Below are 17,418 nucleotides of genomic sequence, written 5' to 3'. Positions count from 1 at the left end.
CACTCCCTCGCCGACGTCGTCGAGACGGATGCGGCATGCACACGCACCGCTCGTGGCCTGGGTCCTCGCATCGACGCACTCGCGCGCGCGCATCGCCCCACCGTGCAAGACAGAGCCCTTCATTGGACCGCTCCTTGCAGGGTGCCGCGCACGGTGGGGTGCGCACTCTCCTGCGACCGGCCTTGTCCGTGCTCCTGCCACGCGCGTTGCGCCGCGCCTGGCGCGTCCACCTGCGCCAGCAAGCTGTGCAGCAAGCTCAGTGGATCGTGTGGTGGCTGACGCTTCGGCACCTGGTCCTGATCGGCCCATTGGCGTTCCCATGTTGCAAGCTGCTGATCCACTGCCGCCGCGTCGAACGGCGTACCGGCCTTGCGTGCAGCGCGGTACGCACCGAGAAAGCGCGTCCAGCGCTGCAGATAGAAATCCGCATACATGCCCTGCCACGCCTTGGACGCGTAATCGGCCAGGTTGCCGCCGCCGCCCCAGACGCTGACCTGCGCACGCGCATTGCCGACATAGGCGCGACGCAACCCGGCATCGTTGCCAGCGGCCGCTGCGGCCTGGCCGGTCCAGTCGGCAAGGGTTTCGTGCTGACCGCCGACCAGTGCATCCAGCCCCTGCACCAGGCGCGTGGTGCGCGCCAGCAGCGCATCGCCGCGTGCGAAGTCGCCGGCGTCGTACGCCTGCACTACCGCCTGCAATTGACGGTCGGCCTGCAAGCTCAGGTAATGCCGCGCGTCTTCGATCAGGTCGTAGCGGTACAGCGGCGCATCGGCATAACGGTCGGCCTGCTGCAGCAACGCATCGATGGCGCGGCGCAGACGTTGCGGATCGCCGGGGCGATCGTCGAACTTGACGATGTCGGCCGTCGGCCGCTTGAACAGCAGGTAGGCACCGGCACGCTTGTTCCACCAGCGTGGCGACCAGTAGCGGGTCTGGTAGATGCCTGCTTCCAGATCAGACCACGCACTCAGTAATGCCGCATCGCTGCGGCCGTAGCGCGCACGCGTGTACTGAGCGAGCCATTGCGACCAGGATTGCTGCGGGCCTTCCCAAGCCAGCGCGTAGAGATACTCGTGGACCACCGAGTTGCTATGCAGCCCTTCCGGAAACACGCCAAAGCCGCGCAGATTGCGTTTGTCCGGATCGGCCAGCAAGGCCTGCAGATCCTGGCGATAAAATGCGAAGTCGCCGTACAGCGGATTGCTGGCGCCGTAGTTGTGCACGTAGCCGTAGATCCACTGCTTGTTGTCGAAGGCCTGCGAGGCCTTCCAGGTACCGGGATAACGGTCGTTGCCGATGTCCAGCACCATCAAGCGCGCGTCGGGCACCTTGCCGAGAAATGCGGCGATCGCCTGCGGTTGCCAGAATTCGCGGTCGGCACCGAACAGCCAGCCCTGCATGACCCAGGTGGCCTTCGGATTCACCTGCGCGATGGAGCGATACAACGCCTGCCCGTACTCGGCCAGGCGCGCATCGCGTTGCGCTGGCGGTACCGCCTTGGCGCGTGCGGCATCCGAGTTGGCGATGCTGTCGCCGTACTTGGCGGCGGCCACGTCGCTGCCGTCGTCGGCCACTGGCGGCAGCATTTCGTTGAAGGCATCGGCCAGGTAGAACTCGCCTGCGCCATAGGTCTGCGTGTACAGCTCCAGGAATCGCCGCGCGACCTTGGCGAACAACGGATCGCGCGGATCCAGCCAATAGGTTTCGTGGAAGCCTTCCCAGGCGCGCATGCGGTAGATACGTGCCTTTGGATGGGCGTGCGCGAACGCCTTGGGCACGTAGCCGGCAAATGCCGGCAGCACCGGTTGCATGCCCAACTCGCGCATGCGGGTGAGGATCTGCGTCTGCAGCACGCGCTTGCTGTCGATCCATTGCTGCGGCAGCGGCGCACGATAGCCTTCGATATTGCCCATGCGCTGCCACGGCGTGAACGCAGGGCCGGAGAAATACTCCGCCAGTGCGTCATCGCTGACATCGAACTCGCGCCACAGCGCTTGCCAGATCGCTTCCTGGCCTTCCATCGCCAGCGGCATGTCGATGCCGTGCAAGGCCATCCAGTCGATCTCGCGCTGCCAGCGCGGCCAGTCCCAGAACGGTGTGGTGTAGCCGTAGGTGCAGGTGTTGAGATAGGCGCGATGGGCAAACGGCGTGCGCACCTGGCCGCTGCGGTAGGCCGGCCATTGCGCCGGCAGCGCCACGCGGTCGCCTTCCCAACTCATCGACGCGGCGCCGGCCTGGCCGAGATAAGCATAGGCACCACGCGCCAATGCCACTTGCGAGGAACCGGCGATGCGCACCGTGTCGCCGCCGGCATCGATGCGATACCAGTCCGCGCCGTCTCCGCGCGGCGCCACGGTCATCTCGAACTGCGCAGCGCGCGAGCCGATCAAGCGTTGCAGCACGGCCTGTGCGGGCGGCGCGGCCAGCACGGTGGCGGGAATGGCGAGCAACGCGCCCAGCACCGCCGCGAACAGGCGCGCCGGCGACGACGGGGAAAACAGTGGGGCGGTCATGGCGATTTCCGGTAATGCACGGTGACGACGTCGTGGAATCCAAACGGCTGATCGGCAGCGACCTGCAGGATCACCGCCAGTGTGCGTGCGCCGGCGGCGGGAGCAAGCGTCAATGTAATCGGCGTGCCGGCCGCTGCACGGGCAACCGCGCGACCATCCAGAAACACCTGCGCCGGCCCGCTGAGGCGGCCCAGATCGAGCGTGCCGCCGTGGGTTTGCACGCCCTGCCAGGGCGTGAATTGGGTGCGGTACAGCACATAGCCGGCACGCTCGGGAGCGCTTTCCAGCGTGCCGGGCAGCGTGTTGCTCCAGCTGTTATTGTCGTTGGGCCGACGCGACAGATCCGGCGCCGGCGGCTGCGCGAAGGCAGCGGTGTGGCGCCAGCTTTCGACCACCATCACCGGCGCCACGCTCGGCACCGTCGCTGGCGGTGGCACTGCCACGCAGGCGATCTCGATGACCGCATCGCGCAAGCCAGCGCTACGCGCCTGCAGCCGTAACGCCCCTGCACCGCGCCCGGCTTGCACGATCGCCTGCGCCAATCCGTTGAACAAGGCCACCTGCATGCTCTGATCGGCAGCATGCGAATTGGGGTCGCCATTGCCGACACCCAGCAACCGGCCGCCGCTGACCTGTAGTGTCAATACTGCGTTGCAATCGGGCACGTGACGCCCCTGCGCGTCCACCGCTTCCAAGGTGACCGGCTGCGCATCGCGGCCATCGCCGCGTAGCCCACTGCGGTCGGGAGTGAGCTTGAGCGCGACCGGCGCGCCGGTGGTTTCCACCCGCGTGCGCGCCACTTCCTGCCCATCGCGCCAGGCCACCGCTTCGAGCACGCCCGGCACGTAATCCACCTGCCATTGATTCGACTGCGCGCGATCCACCGCTTGTTTCCCGAGCGAGCGGCCGTTGAGCCACAGCTCCACCTGCGCGGCATTGCAGAACGCCATCACCTTGATCGGCTGACCTTCGCGGCCGGGCCAGTTCCAGTGCGGCAACAGATGCAACACCGGCGCATCGTCGATCCACAAGGCGCGGCGCAACCAATAGGCGCCCTTGGCAAATCCGCACTGGTCCATGATGCCGAAGAACGATCCCACCGATGGCCATTCGAACGGCGTGGGTTCGCCGCGATAATCGAAGCCGGTCCACACGAAACTGCCGGCGACGAACGGGCGTTCGGCAATCAGCTGCCAGGCGCGGCGATGGGTATTGCCCCAGTCCGCAGCCAGGCTGTCGTCTTCGGCGACCACGTGTGCGTCCAGATCGGTGAACCACGCACCACGCGTCTGGAACGCACTGGTGTCTTCGCTGGACAGCATCGGCGTGCACGGACGCGCCGCATGCACGCGGTCGTAGTTGTACTGGCGATAGTTGAAACCGAGCACGTCCACCATATCGGCAGCGCCGCGCGTGGCGAACATGCCGTCGTTCATTCCGGCGGTGATCGGGCGGGTGTCGTCGAGCGCGCGCACCGCGCTGGCGGCGCGCGCCATGATCGCGTAACCGTTGGCGGTGCCCTGCAGCGGCTCTTCGTTGAGCAGCGACCACAGGAACACGCTGGGATGATTGCGCTGGCGCCGCACCATGTTGCGCAGCAGCGCCACATAGTCCGGCGCAGGATTGAACAGCCGGTTCTCGGCCATCACCAGCATGCCAAGACGGTCGCAGGCCTGCAGCAGTTCCGGCGCCACGGCATGGTGCAGACGGATGGCATTGCAGCCCATCGATTTCAGCCGCTGCAGACGAAAGACATGCAAGGCATCGGGCAGCGCCACGCCAACGCCGGCGTGGTCCTGGTGCAGGCACACGCCCTTGATCTTGAGCGGGCAGCCATTGAGAAAGAAGCCATGGTCGGCATCGAAGCGCAGGCTGCGAAAGCCGATGTCGCACGCGGCACGGTCGCTACGGCCGTCTGCGCCGCGCACGCTGGCCTGCACGCGATACAGCACCGGCGTTTCCACGCTCCAGCGCTGCGGCTGCGGCACCGCGATGCTGAGCGCCGCCTGCGCAGTACCGAAGGCAGCGACACTGAGTTGCGTCTGGCCTTGCGCCACGACAGCGCCATGCGCATCGCGCAAGACGACCTCTACCCATGCGTCAGCAGGCTGCTCGCCGCTGTTGAGCAGGTCCAGCTGCACCGGCACCTGCCAGACATCGCCCGGACCTTCGCGCGGCACCGCAGCCAGGCCGTCGCCGGCGATATGCAGGGGCGCACGCAGCACCAGCCAGGTGTGCCGGTAGATGCCGCCGCCTTCGTACCACCAGCCATCCATGGCCTCGGCATCGACGCGGATGGCGATGCTGTTCAAGGCATTGCCGTAGCGGGCGACGGACGTCAGGTCGATCACCAGCCCGTTGTAGCCGCTCCAACTGCGCGCCAGCAGCATGCCGTTGACCCACACCGTGGCATGGCTGGCGATACCGTCCAGACGCAATTCCACCGCCTGCCCGCGCATGGACTCTTCCAGCCGCAGCGTGCGGCGGTACCAGCCGATCCCGCGCGGGCGATAGCCCTGCGCGATGTTGGCATCCGCGCGCACCGCCTGCTCCACCACAAAATCGTGCGGCAATTGCAGCTGCAGCCAGGCGGTATCGTCGAAGTCCGGCGCCGCCGCGCCCCAGGCGCGGCCGCCCTTGGCATTGTCGTAGGTCTCGTCCTGCGCGAGCAGGCGCGGAAACGGCAGATCGCCGGCATGGAAGCGCCACCCCTCGTCCAGATCCAGCCATTGGCCGCCGTCATCTGCCGCCAATGTTTGCGGCGCGGGCCGCGGCTTGGCGCCCTTGCCGACACGCGTGGTTCCGGTGGCTGCCGCTCCGGACACCAACGCAGGCACGCCAAGCAGCGAGGAAGCACAGACACTGCCAGCGAGGAACTCACGCCTGCGCACGGCAACGCCCGCCGGTCAAGTGGATTGCATGCACGCCGCGTCGTGCCTGCGCGGCTGCCGTTGCCGGGCACGCGTCCACCGCACCTGCACCGTTGCATTCGCTGCTAGCCGCCGCACGCAACTGCGTACGGCGGCCCGAGGCGCGCTGGTCGCGCATCAAAGCATGTCCCACTGCATCGACAGGTAGTAGCTGCGACCGGTGACGCCGGTCATCTGCCAGCGGCTGGGGATGTCCTTGTACGCTTCTTCCTTTCGGTTGGTGAGATTCAGGCCGCCCAGCTGGAAGCTCAGCTTGTCGTTGACCTGGTAGCCAAGGACCGCATCCAGTTGCGTGCGCGCCTTCATGACATGGCCTTCGCGCGCGAAGAAACTGTCGCTGCTGTCCTGTTCGTACTCGCTGCGATGGTTGAGCGAGAGGCGTGCCGAGTAGTGCTCACTCTCCCAATACGCGGTGGCGTTCCAGGTCTGTTCGGACAGGTTGCGGATCTTGAAATCGGTATCGCGCTGCGGAATGACCCGGGTGAAATTGGTGGTCACCCCGAAGCCGTCGATCGGCAGCCAGGCATCCAGTGACTGGGTCCAGCCCAGCTCGTAACCGCGGATCTTGACCTTGCTCGGATCGTTGGTGGTGGCGGTGATCTCGTAGATATCGCCGTCACTGCTCACGCAGTCGCCGGCTGCATTGCTGGACAGCGCAATGCCGTTGAAAGCGGCCGGACAGACGATGCGATTGAACGTGCCGTTCTTGATGTTTTTCCAGAACCCGGCCACCGTCAACGCGCCGCCTTTGCCGTAATACCACTCCAGGCTCAAGTCGGCCTGGCCGGCGGTCAGCGCCTTCAGATCGGTCTGCCCCTGGGTGACGATGAAGGTGGTGGTGCCGCCGGTATTGGTCCCAGTGGAGATCGTCGAGGCGATGGCGGTATCGCTGTCGAGAATCGGCCGCACCAGCACCTTGGCGGCCGCAAAGCGCAGCAACAGGTCTTCACGCATGTCCAGCACCAGATTCAGGCTGGGCAGCCAGTTGGAATACTCATACGGCGCACGCGCGTTGCCGATCACCACATTGGCGTCATCGCTGACGGCCTGTGCCTGGGTCAGGTAGGTATCAGTGGTGCGCTTGGTATTTTCGTAGCGCATGCCGACGTTGCCGCGCAGACGCATGCTGCCGACATCGGTATCGATGCGCGCCATCGCATAGGCGGACGAGATATCGTTCTCGATGCTGTAGCTGCTTTGCGGCGCAAACAGGACGGGCACCGTAATGCCCGCAGCCGCCAGCGAGCGCGCATACGCCGCGATGTCCGGGGTGACCCAGCTGTCCTGCGAGGCCAGCTGCCCGTCGAGAAAATGATTGACCGTGCTGTTGGCGGCAGACAGTTCCGGGAACATATCGAAGCCCGACACCGCACCGGTCCTGAGCAAGTACAGGAAATCGCGCCGGCGCACATCGCGATCGAAGGTCTCGCGGCGGTATTTGGCACCGAAGCGCACCGCGTTCAACGGACCCAGCTCCAGATACCGCTCGGCATCCAGCTGCAGCGACCATTCCTTGTTGCTGAGCGACTGGATGGAGCCGTTGGGGTATTCGCTACGCACCAGATTGGTCTTGTTCCAGGCGCTGGCATCGGTGGCGTCGGCATCGGTGGTCAGCGAGATCGCATCGGGATTGGAGGTATCCAGCAGCGTCGCCGAGGGGATCCGGCCCAGGATCGCGGCGCGCTCGTTCTCGTCGGTCTTGCCCTGGGTGTAATTGGCCGCGCCACTGAGCGTCCAGGCATCGCCCTTCCATTTGAAGTCGTAGGTGAGCAACTGCGTGGACAGATCGTGTTGTTCGACCTGGTGATTGTTCTCCAGCCAGTAATCCGATGCCGACACCCGTGTGGCGGTCAGCCCGTTGGTCTGCAGCACCGTCAGCGGATTGCGCTCGAACGAGTACACCAACTGGTTCATGTCGTTGGCGGTCTTGTCCTGCGAATACAGCGCAGTGAGGTTCATTTCCAGCTGCTCGCTGGGCTTCCACTGCAACCCGCCATCGAACATCTTGCGCGCCGTCTCGCGCTCGATCGAGCGATAACGCGGGCGGCGTGGGATATACAAGGTGCCGGCGTCGGTGTCTTGCGTATACCAACGGTCGATCCACAGATAATCGGCGCGGTCCCTGAGCTTTTGATAGCCGGCACTGAGAAACACGCCAAGATCGCCTCCACCGAACTTGAACTGGTCGATATAGGTCAGCACGCCCTTGGGCGTTGGCGAGCCGCCGGCAAATTCGGAATATTGGGTCTTGGCCGAGAACAACAGCTTGGTCTGTTGGTAGTCCAGTGGTTTGGTGGTGTTGATGTCGACCGTGCCCGACAGGCCACCGGCATCCATGTCCGCCGATGGCGATTTGATCACCTCGATCCCGGCGGCCACTTCCGGCTGGATGATGTCGTAGCGGAATCCATCGGTGAAATCGGCACTCTTGATCACTTGTCCATTGATGGTAGTGGCCGAGTACTGCGGCCCCAGGCCACGCACGCTGATGGTGGAGCCGCGCCCGTTGATGGTGGAGATCTGCACGCCGGGAATGCGCTGGATCGCCTCGGCGATGTTTTCGGCGGGGAACTTGCCGATGTCCTGCGCCGAGATTCCGTCGGTCATGCGCACGTCGTCGCGCTTGTTGTCCATCGCGGTGATCAGGCTCTTCTGGTACGAGCTGGTGACCTTGACGGTGTCGAGCTGGGAGATCTGCGCCGATGCCGCCGGCGGCGCTTCCTGCGCCTGCGCGTTGGAGCTGCCGGCAAGCAACGACAGCGCGATGGCAATGGACAGCGACGAGGGCGAATAACAACGCAGCGGGGCACGCGGGAGAGCTGACATGAGAAATCCTGAAGTGGAATGGCTGGACGACGACGCGACTGGCATTCCGATCGATCAGCGATGACAGATCCCCGCGTTGGGTCACCAACTACACGCGCACAGGCCACCCGTCCCGGACGTCCGGAACCGCCTGCGATCTGTTGTCTGCGAGCACCCCATACGGCCCCCCGTGGGTGCCGATGCCGCGTCCCTGCCGGGACGAACACCGCATGCCATTGCTGACCAACGGCGCTGACTGGAAAGTACCAATTCAGTGGAGTTGATTCTTATGGTCTCTAAAAGATCGTGTCAACAGTCACTTTCGAAAGTGTTCGATCGGTGGCTGATTAGGCGCCGGATGCCTGCTGTGATTCGCCTTCGACGGTGCTGCAGAGTACCGAGCTGCGTGACGGGCATCGTTGTCACGGGACCAGTCACCGACCAATTCTTATCGACCAGACCAATTCCGTGCGGTCGATGCGGTGGTCCAGGCATCGCACTCATTGCGTGCTGCATCACAGTCCTTGGCAACGTGCTCATGTGCGATCCAAACCGAGGTGCCACGTCTCCTTGCCCAGGCGAGCGACTACCGCGATGACTGAGCGCAGCACCACGACGACAACGTTGTCAGCGGACAAGCCAGCCCGCCCTCACCTTGGCCGAAACGCCTGCGTCATGCATGACGCGTGCGCACTGATGGGTGCACGAGAGCTTTGCTACGGCGCGCAGGCAGTCACGCCGCGTCTAGCGCAACCGACCCTGGTCGTTGCGCAGAAATCCGCGCTCCGGGGTGGCAGCGAAGCCCAGCAATTGCAGGCCGACGCCCAACACTGCGTCCTGCGCTGGATCGACCCGCGACTGCAGCTGCCAGCGCCCATCGCGCCAGAGTTGCAGCTGTGCCTCGGCCTGCACGCCGGCAGGCAGCGCGGTGTCGGGCAACAGGGTCAGCACGGCGGTGTCATCCACGCACGCCGGCTGCCCGGACAACCGCAACGGCGGCAGACCGGGTAGCTCACCCGCACCGCTCGCCAGCAGTTGCAGGCTGACCCGCCCCCGCGCCTGCACGCAGCCAGTGGCATCGAACAGCAGATCTACCTGCTGCAACTGCAACGCCAGATCGACCAGCGCCACGCCACCTGGCTGACGCAACAGGAGCTGGCCCTGTGCATTGCGAATGCCGTGTTGCGCGCCATCCACCAGCAGCAGTTGCAGCTGCGTGGACTGCAGGTGCACCTCACGCTCGCCACGCAACAGCGGCCAGAGGCGCGGCCGCACTGCGACATCGCCGAGCGCCATGCCTTGCCATTGCACCTGACGCAACGTGCCGGCCCATAGCGGGCCCTCCACGTCCAGCACAGAGAACGGCAAGCCCTCGCGCGGCAGCACCAGGCGCAACGGCAGCGATGCCAGCAACGCAATGCCTACCATCGACAGGAAGACCAACACCCAACCCAGACGCGTCATGGGACAGATTCCGCAAACCCGCAGCGTACGCGGAGTTGGCCCTGATCGCGTACGACGCTCAGCTGGGTCGGCGCCAGCCCATGTGCTTGCCGCAACCGCTCGAGCCAGCCGAACAAGGCGTCGGCGCTGACCGCATCGATCTGTACGTCCATCCCGCCCGAGGCGCTGCGCTGCTGGGAGCTGATGTTGACGCCGGCCTCGCGTGCGCTGCTTGCGATGATCTGGGCCAATGCCGCGTTGCCCGGCGCGGTAACGCGCTTGGTCGTTGCTGTCTGCGCCGATGCATCGAGAACCAGCTGCGCGGCATCGGCGTAGTGCGCCCAAGCCCGGGCATGCCAGTGCCGCAGTGGGACGTAAAGCGCATACCAACCGACGAATGCTGCCAGCGCGGCGCACATCACGCCCAGCATGCGCCGCTCTCGCGGCGCACGCGTCTGCCACCACTGAGTACCACGCTGCTGCAAACCTGCCTTCATCGCAACGGCTCCAGTGCGAACGGCGTGCGCAGGCGATCGTCCTCGACCTGACTGCTGCCGGGCTGTACGTGCCAGCCCGCGTCGGCAAGCCGCGCAGAAAGCTGTTGCAGGCTTGCACCATCGGGGGACAGCAAGGTCGCGCGCAGTGGCTGTGCGGGCTGGTAATCGAGCTGATCCAGTTCCGCACCCGGAAGGGCATCGACCGCTGCGAACAAGGTACGCAGTTGCACAGCCAGGCGATCGGCCGCGGTTCCCGCCTGCCGATGTGCCTGCAGTGCGGCCGGCACCGCCGCTGCATCGCGCACCCCCAACTGTGCGGCGGCGCGCCCTTGCAGCACGCGCGCGCCGATCTCGTAGCGCAAGGTCTGCGCCAGCAACAGCACCATCGGCGAGAGCAGCACCACCGCGGCCACGGCGGTAAGCCGGCGCAGGGTGAGCGTCTGCACAACGGCCTTCTGCTTCGCGAACGCGTGCTGCAGAAGAGTGATCGGCAGGTGTGGCGCGCAGCGCGCAAAGCAGGCAATGGACAGCGCAGTCTCGGCCTTCGGCGCTTGTGCCGGCGCGCGATCGCCCAGCAGCATGCGCGCCGCCTCCGGCTCCAGACTGCAGGCTGCAGGCCAGGCCAGCGCCGCGGATCAGCCAGCGGCCATCCCAGTGCATCACCGCTGCCGGCGCATCGGCGCAGGGCTCCAGCAACAGGCAGTCCGGCACCACCGCATCGGGTACGATGCCGAGCTGCGCTACGCGCGCCAACCACTGCTGCATCACCCCGCTGTCCACCGCAGCAACCAAACGCGTGCCATCGGCATCAGCGCGATCGGCGATCACGACATGCAAGCCCTGCGTTTCGACCGCCACATGCTCGGCTAATTGCAGGCGGGCAGCGGCCACTGATTGCGCGATGCTGCGGTCGGGCAAGGTCAACCAGCGTAGATGCACATCCACGCCCGGCACCACCAGAACAGTGCGTGCGGATGGTTCGCGCGGCGTGCTGGCTTCGCCCACCGACTGCACCCGGCCCTGCGCATCCACGCGCACGGCGGTGGCTTGCGCGGTGGCATCGGCCGGCAACAACAGCAAGGTGGTACTCATTGGTCAGAACTCCATTGGCGCGCCACCAGCCGCACACGTCCCGAAGGATCCTGCTGCAGCAAGGCATCCAGCATGACCTGCGCGCCGGCGTGGTCGACCTGGCTGTAGAGAGAAAAATAGCGGGTGCGTAGTTCGAGCTGTTCCAGGACTGCATTGGACAACTCGGCCTGCAGCAACGCCGGCTGGCTCAGAAACATCCTGACGTCGCGCCATCCTCCGGCCGGTCGTGCTGCGATAACGCGTCGCGCGGCCGGCAACTCCAGTGCACCGTCGGTCAACGCCACCAGCACCGGCGCATCCTCCGGGCGCAGCGCGTTGACGTTGATCGGCGACAAGCGCCCTTCCGGCAATGCACAGACATACGGCTGCAGTTGCGCGATCAGTTGCGGCGTGTAGCCGACGATGGCGCGCAGTTCGCTGACGCCTGCCAACAAGGTGGCACCGGTGCGCAGCGGCACGGCGGCCTGCAGATAGCGGTCGTCTTCGGCGCCTTGCGTGCCCGGCTGTGTGTCGCTGTCGATCCAGTCCACCAATGCAGCGGTCAATGCCTGCGCCTGTTGCGGGACGATGCCGAGCACGTCCAACAACGCGCGATATTGACGTGCGCCCTCATCGCTGCGCTGCCATTGTTCGGGCGCACCGACAACCACGCTATTGGGGTTGAAGCAGCCGCCGCGATCGCGCAGACGCACGCTCACGGCCCCGTGGTCCAGCGGAAAACGGATCGGTTGGTCGTTCCAGCCGCCGTCCAGCGTGGTGCGCAGCGGGTCGCGCTTGGCCAAGGCCTGCAACCGTTGCCGTGCGACCGCCTCGCTGCCCAGCGCGTACCACTGCGCCTGCGTCATCGCCTCGCCATTGCCGCTACGGCGCAGGCCAAAGCGCAAATCCTCCAGCACGTCAGCCATCAGCAAGGTCATGACGGCAACCAGCAGCAACACCGTCAGCAAGGCGACGCCGCGTTGCCCGGCAGGTGCATGCAGCGCCCTCACGTGCGCCCCTCCGGCAGCAGGAATAGCTGGCGCACGCGTCCCCAGTGTTCCAGCTCCAGCTCCAACGCGACGGCATCCGGCAATGCTTCCAGACCGCCGCTGCAGCCATCGCTCCATTGCGTGCGGTAATGGAATGCCATCACCGCCGAGCGCACACCGCGCAACAGCACTTGCGGCGTGCCGGCTGCCGCGCCGTCGAGCGCGGAGCGTGCACTGCGCTCCAGCCGTCCCTCCACCACGCGGTATTCCACGTATTGCAGCGATGCACGCGGCGCCTGGTCCGGGTTGCTCCAGCCACGCCGCACGAATCCAAACAACGGCCCATGCGTACCGGGCGCACTCGCGATAAATGCGCTGCGTGCGGCGCTGCCGTCGTCGTTGCGGGTGCGCCGCACCGCAGCCTGCTGCAGGTCGCTGCGCAGCAGACCATGGGCAAGCTGAAAGTCGCGGATCTGTTGCAGCCGCGCGCGCACGGCATCGCGCTGATCGATGCTCTGCCGCATCACCGCCACCGCGGCTGCGGCGACCAGCGCGAACACCGCCAAGGCCACCAGCAGTTCGATCAAGGTGAAGCCGCGCGTGCGCTGCTGCGGATCATTCGGCACTCCGCAACACGCTGAGGCTGGCAACTTCCTGCGCCTGGCCTGCGGCACGCACGCGCACCTCGATCCGCAACAGGCCTGCAGCGCCCGCTGGCATCGACTGACGTTGCCACTCCCAGCTGCGTCCGCCGAGCTCCACTTGCCCGTTCGCAGGCGCGCGCACGGCGGACGCTGGCGCCAGTGTCGCCTCGATCGCCTGATTTTCCGCCACCACCGTGGCCAAGGCGCGCTCTGCCAGCACCACCGCAGTGCGGGTGCTTTCACCGGACAGGTTCAATAGGCCGACCACGGCCATGCCGAAGATCGCCAGCGCGACCATCAGTTCGAGCAGCGAGAATCCGCCCGCTGTGCTTGCATTAGCGAGATGGCGCATCGACCTGCACCACGCCGTTGGCATCCACCACCACCTGCATCTGCTGCCGGCCATCCCCCAACGCGATGCGTTGCGGCGTGGCCGCGCCAGTGGGGTCGAAGCGCACGCTCAGCTGCTTGCTGCCCGCGGGCAGCTGTGCCTGAATGCCCTCCGGCCAGCGCATGGCGGCGAATGGCGGTTCGTCCAACGCACTCCACCGCTGCTGCGCCTGACGACGGGACGCATAGCCGCCGGCATCGATGCTCACCTCCACCATGCGCAAACTCATCATCGCCTCATCGCGGGCATGCATCAGCGCACTCGCCAGCGAGTCGGCATGATCGTGCAGATCGCGCCGTGTCTCCGGCAAGGTCATCACCACCAGCATGCCGGCGAGCGCGGTAATCACCAGCACAGCCAGCACTTCGAGCAGGGTGAAGCCACGCGCACGTCGTGCCGCTATGTGCGTCCACATGAGCGATTGCTGTGCGGTGGCAGAACCTGCAGACACTGCCAGCACTCAGCGCCAGTTGCCGATATCGGCATTGTCGGCATCGCCGCCTTCAGCACCGTCTGCGCCGAACGAGTACACGTCGAAGCCGCCATTGCGGCCCGGGCGCCGGTACTGGTAGGCATGGCCCCATGGATCTTCCGGCAGCCGGCGGATATAGCCGCCCTGCCGATAGCGCTCCGGTCGCGTCAGTCCGCTCGGCGGGTTGAGCAAGGCTTGCAGGCCTTGCTCGGTACTCGGGTAGCTCAGGTTGTCCAGCCGATAGGTTTCCAGCGCCTGCTCCAGTACCGCCACATCGGCGCGCGCTTTTTCGACCATCGCCCGGTCCTGGCTGGGCATCACATTGATCATGACCACGGTGGCAAGCAGGCCGATGATGACGATGACCACCATGAGTTCGACCAGGGTGAAGCCACGTGCGAGGCGATGTGCCGTGAGCGCGCCGACACCTGCGCGGGGGTGGATGGACTGCATGACGATCTCCGAGATAAGCGGTCGCGCTCAACCAAGCGCGAGGGTGTTGAATTGCAGGATCGACAGCACGATCACCGCCACCACCCCGCCCGGCAGCACGCGCAGGTGTTCTGCATCGAGCGTGCGGCCGTTGATCTGGGTCAGCACATCGCCCGGCGCCAGACCGGCCTGACGCTGCCACGCGTGGTGGTGCTGGGCGGTTTTCTTTCCGACGACGAATGCGATGGGTTGATCGCCTTGGCCCAGCCGCGCCTGGCGCGCTCGCGCACCGTGGACAATGCCAATGGCGCGCATGTGGTGCATGCAGCGCGCACCAGCGACAGCATGTGTCTGCGCGTTGGCCAGGATGCGCTGTGCGAACGTATCGAGGCGCGTATCGCACGTTTGCTCGACTGGCCGGTCGATCACGGCGAAGGCCTGCAAGTGCTGCGTTACGCCACCGGTGGGCAATATCAGCCGCATTACGATTACTTCGACCCGGACGCGGCCGGCACACCGATGTTGTTGCAGGCCGGCGGCCAACGCGTCGCCTCACTGGCGATGTACCTCAACACGCCCGAACGTGGCGGCGCCACGCGTTTTCCGGACGAGCATCTGGATGTTGCGGCGGTCAAAGGCAACGCGGTGTTTTTCAGCTACGACCGGCCACACCCGATGACGCGTAGCCTGCACGCCGGCGCACCGATCCTGGCTGGGGAAAAGTGGGTCGCCACCAAGTGGCTGCGCGAACGCCCGGTGCGCATGTCCGGCTGAGCGCGGCGACAAGCACGTCGCAAACAACGGCCAATGGCGTGCCGTCGGCGCGAACGCATCATCATGCTTTCCCGGGAGGCGGCACCTTCGTCCAGGCGCCCGATCGCGTCACCCACGCGACATCTTCCAGCAAGCGCAGATCAGTTCCAGCCACCGGCCACGCATCGGCGCGATGCGCTGTGCTGCGGAGCCCTTCCGTCCAGGCGATGCTCCCGAGAATACGCAGGGACGCCTGATCGGACACATGCCATTTATGTTATAATATTGCAATCACTGACACATTCGCTGGTCAGCCTCGCCACTTCGCATTGGTGCTGTCCGATCCATGAAAACCCACCTTCTCGCAGCGGCTGTCGTCGCTACCCTGCTTGCCCCCGAAGCGCGCGCGCAGTCGTCGGATTCGGCGCTGACGCTCGGCAAGGTCGATGTTCACCAGCATGGCGAAGGCCAGCTCACCGCCCACCAGGTGTTGACCTCGGTGGATGTGCTCGGCGCCGACCAGATCGCAGACAAGAACGTCTCCTACAGCTGGGAACTGCTCGGACAGATGCCGGGCATCCAGCTCACCGAGACCCGCCAGGGCGCCGAGTCCGGCAAGGTCAGCTTCCGCGCATTCAATGGCGAAGGCTATCTGAATGCGATCAAGACGCTGATCGACGGCATTCCCAGCAACGTCAACAGCGGCAACCAGCGTTTCATCGACATGCTGTTTCCGCTGGAAATCAGCTACATCGAAGTGGTGCGCGGCACCAACGACCCACGCTACGGGCTGCACAACATCGGCGGAAACATCAACTTCGGCACTCGCCAGGGCGGCAACTACACCGACGCGCGCATGGCCTACGGCAGCTTCAACACCCGCGGCGCACAGATCGCCGTGGGGCGCGAACGCGATGGCTTCGCACAGAACTACTTCGTGGGCGTCCAGGCATCGGACGGGTATCGCGACCACGATCGCTCCAGCAAATATGCGTTGGGCGGCAAGTGGTTCTACGGCAATCTCGATGACGGCATGCGCATCGGCCTGACCGCACGCCTGTACCACAACCAGGCCGATGAACCCGGCTTCATGACCGCCGCGGAGATGCAGGCCGACCGCCGCGCCTCTGACCTGCGCAATCGCAACGATGGCGACGACCGCGACATGCGCCAACTCGGCGTGCATATGGACGTGAAGCTGGCCGAAGGCCTGTTCCTGGGGACCAAGCTGTACTACAACAGCTACGCCGACGACCGTCGGGTGACCTTCAGCGACCTGCCCACCGGCAATGCACCGCGCCAGCGCCGGATGTGGGACGAGTCGCAGGTCGGCATGCTCAACACACTGACCTGGCGCACCAACGACACCCTTACCCTGGAAGGCGGCGTCAATTACGAACATCAAGACAACGCTTACAGGCGCGAGCGCTTCAGCTATGCCGAGCCCACCGATTTCAACGCCACCCCGGCGCGTGTCCAGAACGACGACCGCCACACCTTCGACAACTGGGGCGCCTACGTGCAGGCGATCTACCAGCCGATCGACGCGCTGAAGATCGTCCCGGCCTACCGCGTGGATCGCTTCGATGGCGACACCCAGTTGCCGGGCGGCGTGCGCGCACCGCTGCAGCGCTACGGCACCATCGGGCAACCCAAGCTCAGCCTGGTCTACGCGTTTAGCCCGACGACCAACCTGTATGCCAACTGGGGCCGCACCTTCCAGGTGCTGACCGGCTCCACCGCACCGGCCTATCTGACCGCCGGCCAGGCCGAGGTGCGCCCGTCCACCAACACCGGCATGGAGTTGGGCATGAAATTCAGCCCGTTTGCAGGCAGCCAGGCGCGCATCGCGGTGTGGCAGCAGGATGCCGAAAACGAGGTCTCCAACATGCCGGCTACCGCTACCACCGTCACCCTGGGCAAGACCCGCCGTCGCGGCGTGGACGCGCAGATCAGCGCGCAGCTGGGCGACAACTGGACGCTGTGGGCGTCGCATGCCTATCAGGAAGCCAAGATCGCCCGCGACGACCGCGATGCCAGTGTGTCGCTGCAAGGCAACGAAGTGGCTGCAACGCCGCGCTACATCAGCAACATCGGCCTGGACTATCGCGCAACCGATGCCCTGCAACTTGGGCTGCAGGGACGCGCCCAGGGCGATTACTACCTGGAAGAGCGCAACCAGGCAGGCAAGTACGGCGGTTTTGCGACGCTGGACCTCACCGCCAGATACACCCTCAACCCCGCCTGGAGCGTAGACCTTCAGGTTCGCAATGCCACCGGCCGCGACTACGCCTATGCCTGGTACGACAGCTTTTTCTGGTCGCAGGCACAACCGATGTTTTCGCCGGCGGCCGGGCGCCAGCTCTACATCGGTCTGAACATGAAGCTGTGACGCGACCGGATCGGTTGACCGGCCCGCGCGCGCGCGGCAACGGCCACCTGCGCGCGGAATGCTGCGGCACGTGCCATGGCATG

At 65.6% G+C, this 17,418-nt stretch carries 11 protein-coding genes and 2 pseudogenes; 2 read left to right on the top strand and 11 right to left on the bottom strand.

Going from position 1 to position 17,418, the window contains the following annotated elements; genetic code table 11:
* Positions 1 to 119 precede the first annotated feature (119 nt).
* From XBLMG947_RS02535 to XBLMG947_RS23095, 11 genes and pseudogenes are all read right to left on the bottom strand, one after another.
* Complete coding sequence (locus tag XBLMG947_RS02535) at positions 120 to 2,516, bottom strand: alpha-N-acetylglucosaminidase (RefSeq protein ID WP_065466233.1); 2,397 nt, start codon at positions 2,514 to 2,516, stop codon at positions 120 to 122.
* A complete protein-coding gene (gene galA, locus XBLMG947_RS02530; RefSeq protein WP_065466232.1) occupies positions 2,513 to 5,407 on the bottom strand; it encodes a beta-galactosidase GalA in 2,895 nt (964 codons plus the stop codon). The genes XBLMG947_RS02535 and galA overlap by 4 nt, the downstream gene beginning before the upstream one ends.
* 156 nt (positions 5,408 to 5,563) lie before the next feature.
* Complete coding sequence (locus XBLMG947_RS02525) at positions 5,564 to 8,272, bottom strand: TonB-dependent receptor (RefSeq protein ID WP_065466231.1); 2,709 nt, start codon at positions 8,270 to 8,272, stop codon at positions 5,564 to 5,566.
* Between the two features lie 723 nt (positions 8,273 to 8,995).
* Positions 8,996 to 9,715, bottom strand: a complete 720-nt coding sequence (gspN, locus tag XBLMG947_RS02520; protein WP_065466230.1) for a type II secretion system protein N — start codon at positions 9,713 to 9,715, stop codon at positions 8,996 to 8,998.
* A complete protein-coding gene (gene gspL, locus XBLMG947_RS02510) occupies positions 9,712 to 11,283 on the bottom strand; it encodes a type II secretion system protein GspL (RefSeq protein WP_245228095.1) in 1,572 nt (523 codons plus the stop codon). Before gspL ends, gspN begins: the two co-directional genes overlap by 4 nt.
* Positions 11,280 to 12,272, bottom strand: a complete 993-nt coding sequence (gene gspK, locus XBLMG947_RS02505; protein ID WP_065466228.1) for a type II secretion system minor pseudopilin GspK — start codon at positions 12,270 to 12,272, stop codon at positions 11,280 to 11,282. Before gspK ends, gspL begins: the two co-directional genes overlap by 4 nt.
* Entirely contained in the window at positions 12,269 to 12,877 is a 609-nt protein-coding gene (gene gspJ / locus XBLMG947_RS02500; RefSeq protein ID WP_065466227.1) for a type II secretion system minor pseudopilin GspJ, read from the bottom strand. The genes gspK and gspJ overlap by 4 nt, the downstream gene beginning before the upstream one ends.
* Entirely contained in the window at positions 12,867 to 13,247 is a 381-nt protein-coding gene (gspI, locus tag XBLMG947_RS02495; protein WP_065466226.1) for a type II secretion system minor pseudopilin GspI, read from the bottom strand. Before gspI ends, gspJ begins: the two co-directional genes overlap by 11 nt.
* On the bottom strand, positions 13,231 to 13,701 hold the full coding sequence (locus tag XBLMG947_RS02490; RefSeq protein ID WP_065466251.1) for a GspH/FimT family pseudopilin: 471 nt from the start codon (positions 13,699 to 13,701) through the stop codon (positions 13,231 to 13,233). The genes gspI and XBLMG947_RS02490 overlap by 17 nt, the downstream gene beginning before the upstream one ends.
* A gap of 45 nt (positions 13,702 to 13,746) precedes the next feature.
* Complete coding sequence (gene gspG, locus XBLMG947_RS02485; RefSeq protein WP_065466225.1) at positions 13,747 to 14,211, bottom strand: type II secretion system major pseudopilin GspG; 465 nt, start codon at positions 14,209 to 14,211, stop codon at positions 13,747 to 13,749.
* A gap of 93 nt (positions 14,212 to 14,304) precedes the next feature.
* Positions 14,305 to 14,385, bottom strand: a pseudogene (locus XBLMG947_RS23095) (type II secretion system protein N); the annotation flags it as partial.
* Between XBLMG947_RS23095 and XBLMG947_RS02480 the strand changes: the two are divergent.
* Both XBLMG947_RS02480 and XBLMG947_RS02475 read left to right on the top strand, forming a co-directional pair.
* Positions 14,380 to 14,964: pseudogene (locus XBLMG947_RS02480) on the top strand (2OG-Fe(II) oxygenase); the annotation flags it as partial. The pseudogenes XBLMG947_RS23095 and XBLMG947_RS02480 sit on opposite strands and share 6 nt — an antisense overlap.
* Before the next feature lie 325 nt (positions 14,965 to 15,289).
* Positions 15,290 to 17,335: a TonB-dependent receptor gene (locus tag XBLMG947_RS02475; protein WP_065466224.1), complete on the top strand. Its 2,046-nt coding sequence runs from the start codon at positions 15,290 to 15,292 to the stop codon at positions 17,333 to 17,335.
* The last annotated feature ends 83 nt before the right edge of the window (positions 17,336 to 17,418 follow it).

The organism is Xanthomonas bromi, assembly GCF_900092025.1.
GTDB lineage: Bacteria > Pseudomonadota > Gammaproteobacteria > Xanthomonadales > Xanthomonadaceae > Xanthomonas > Xanthomonas bromi.
Note: the sequence above shows the minus strand (reverse complement) of the source record. Positions and strands in the feature narration are given on the sequence as shown.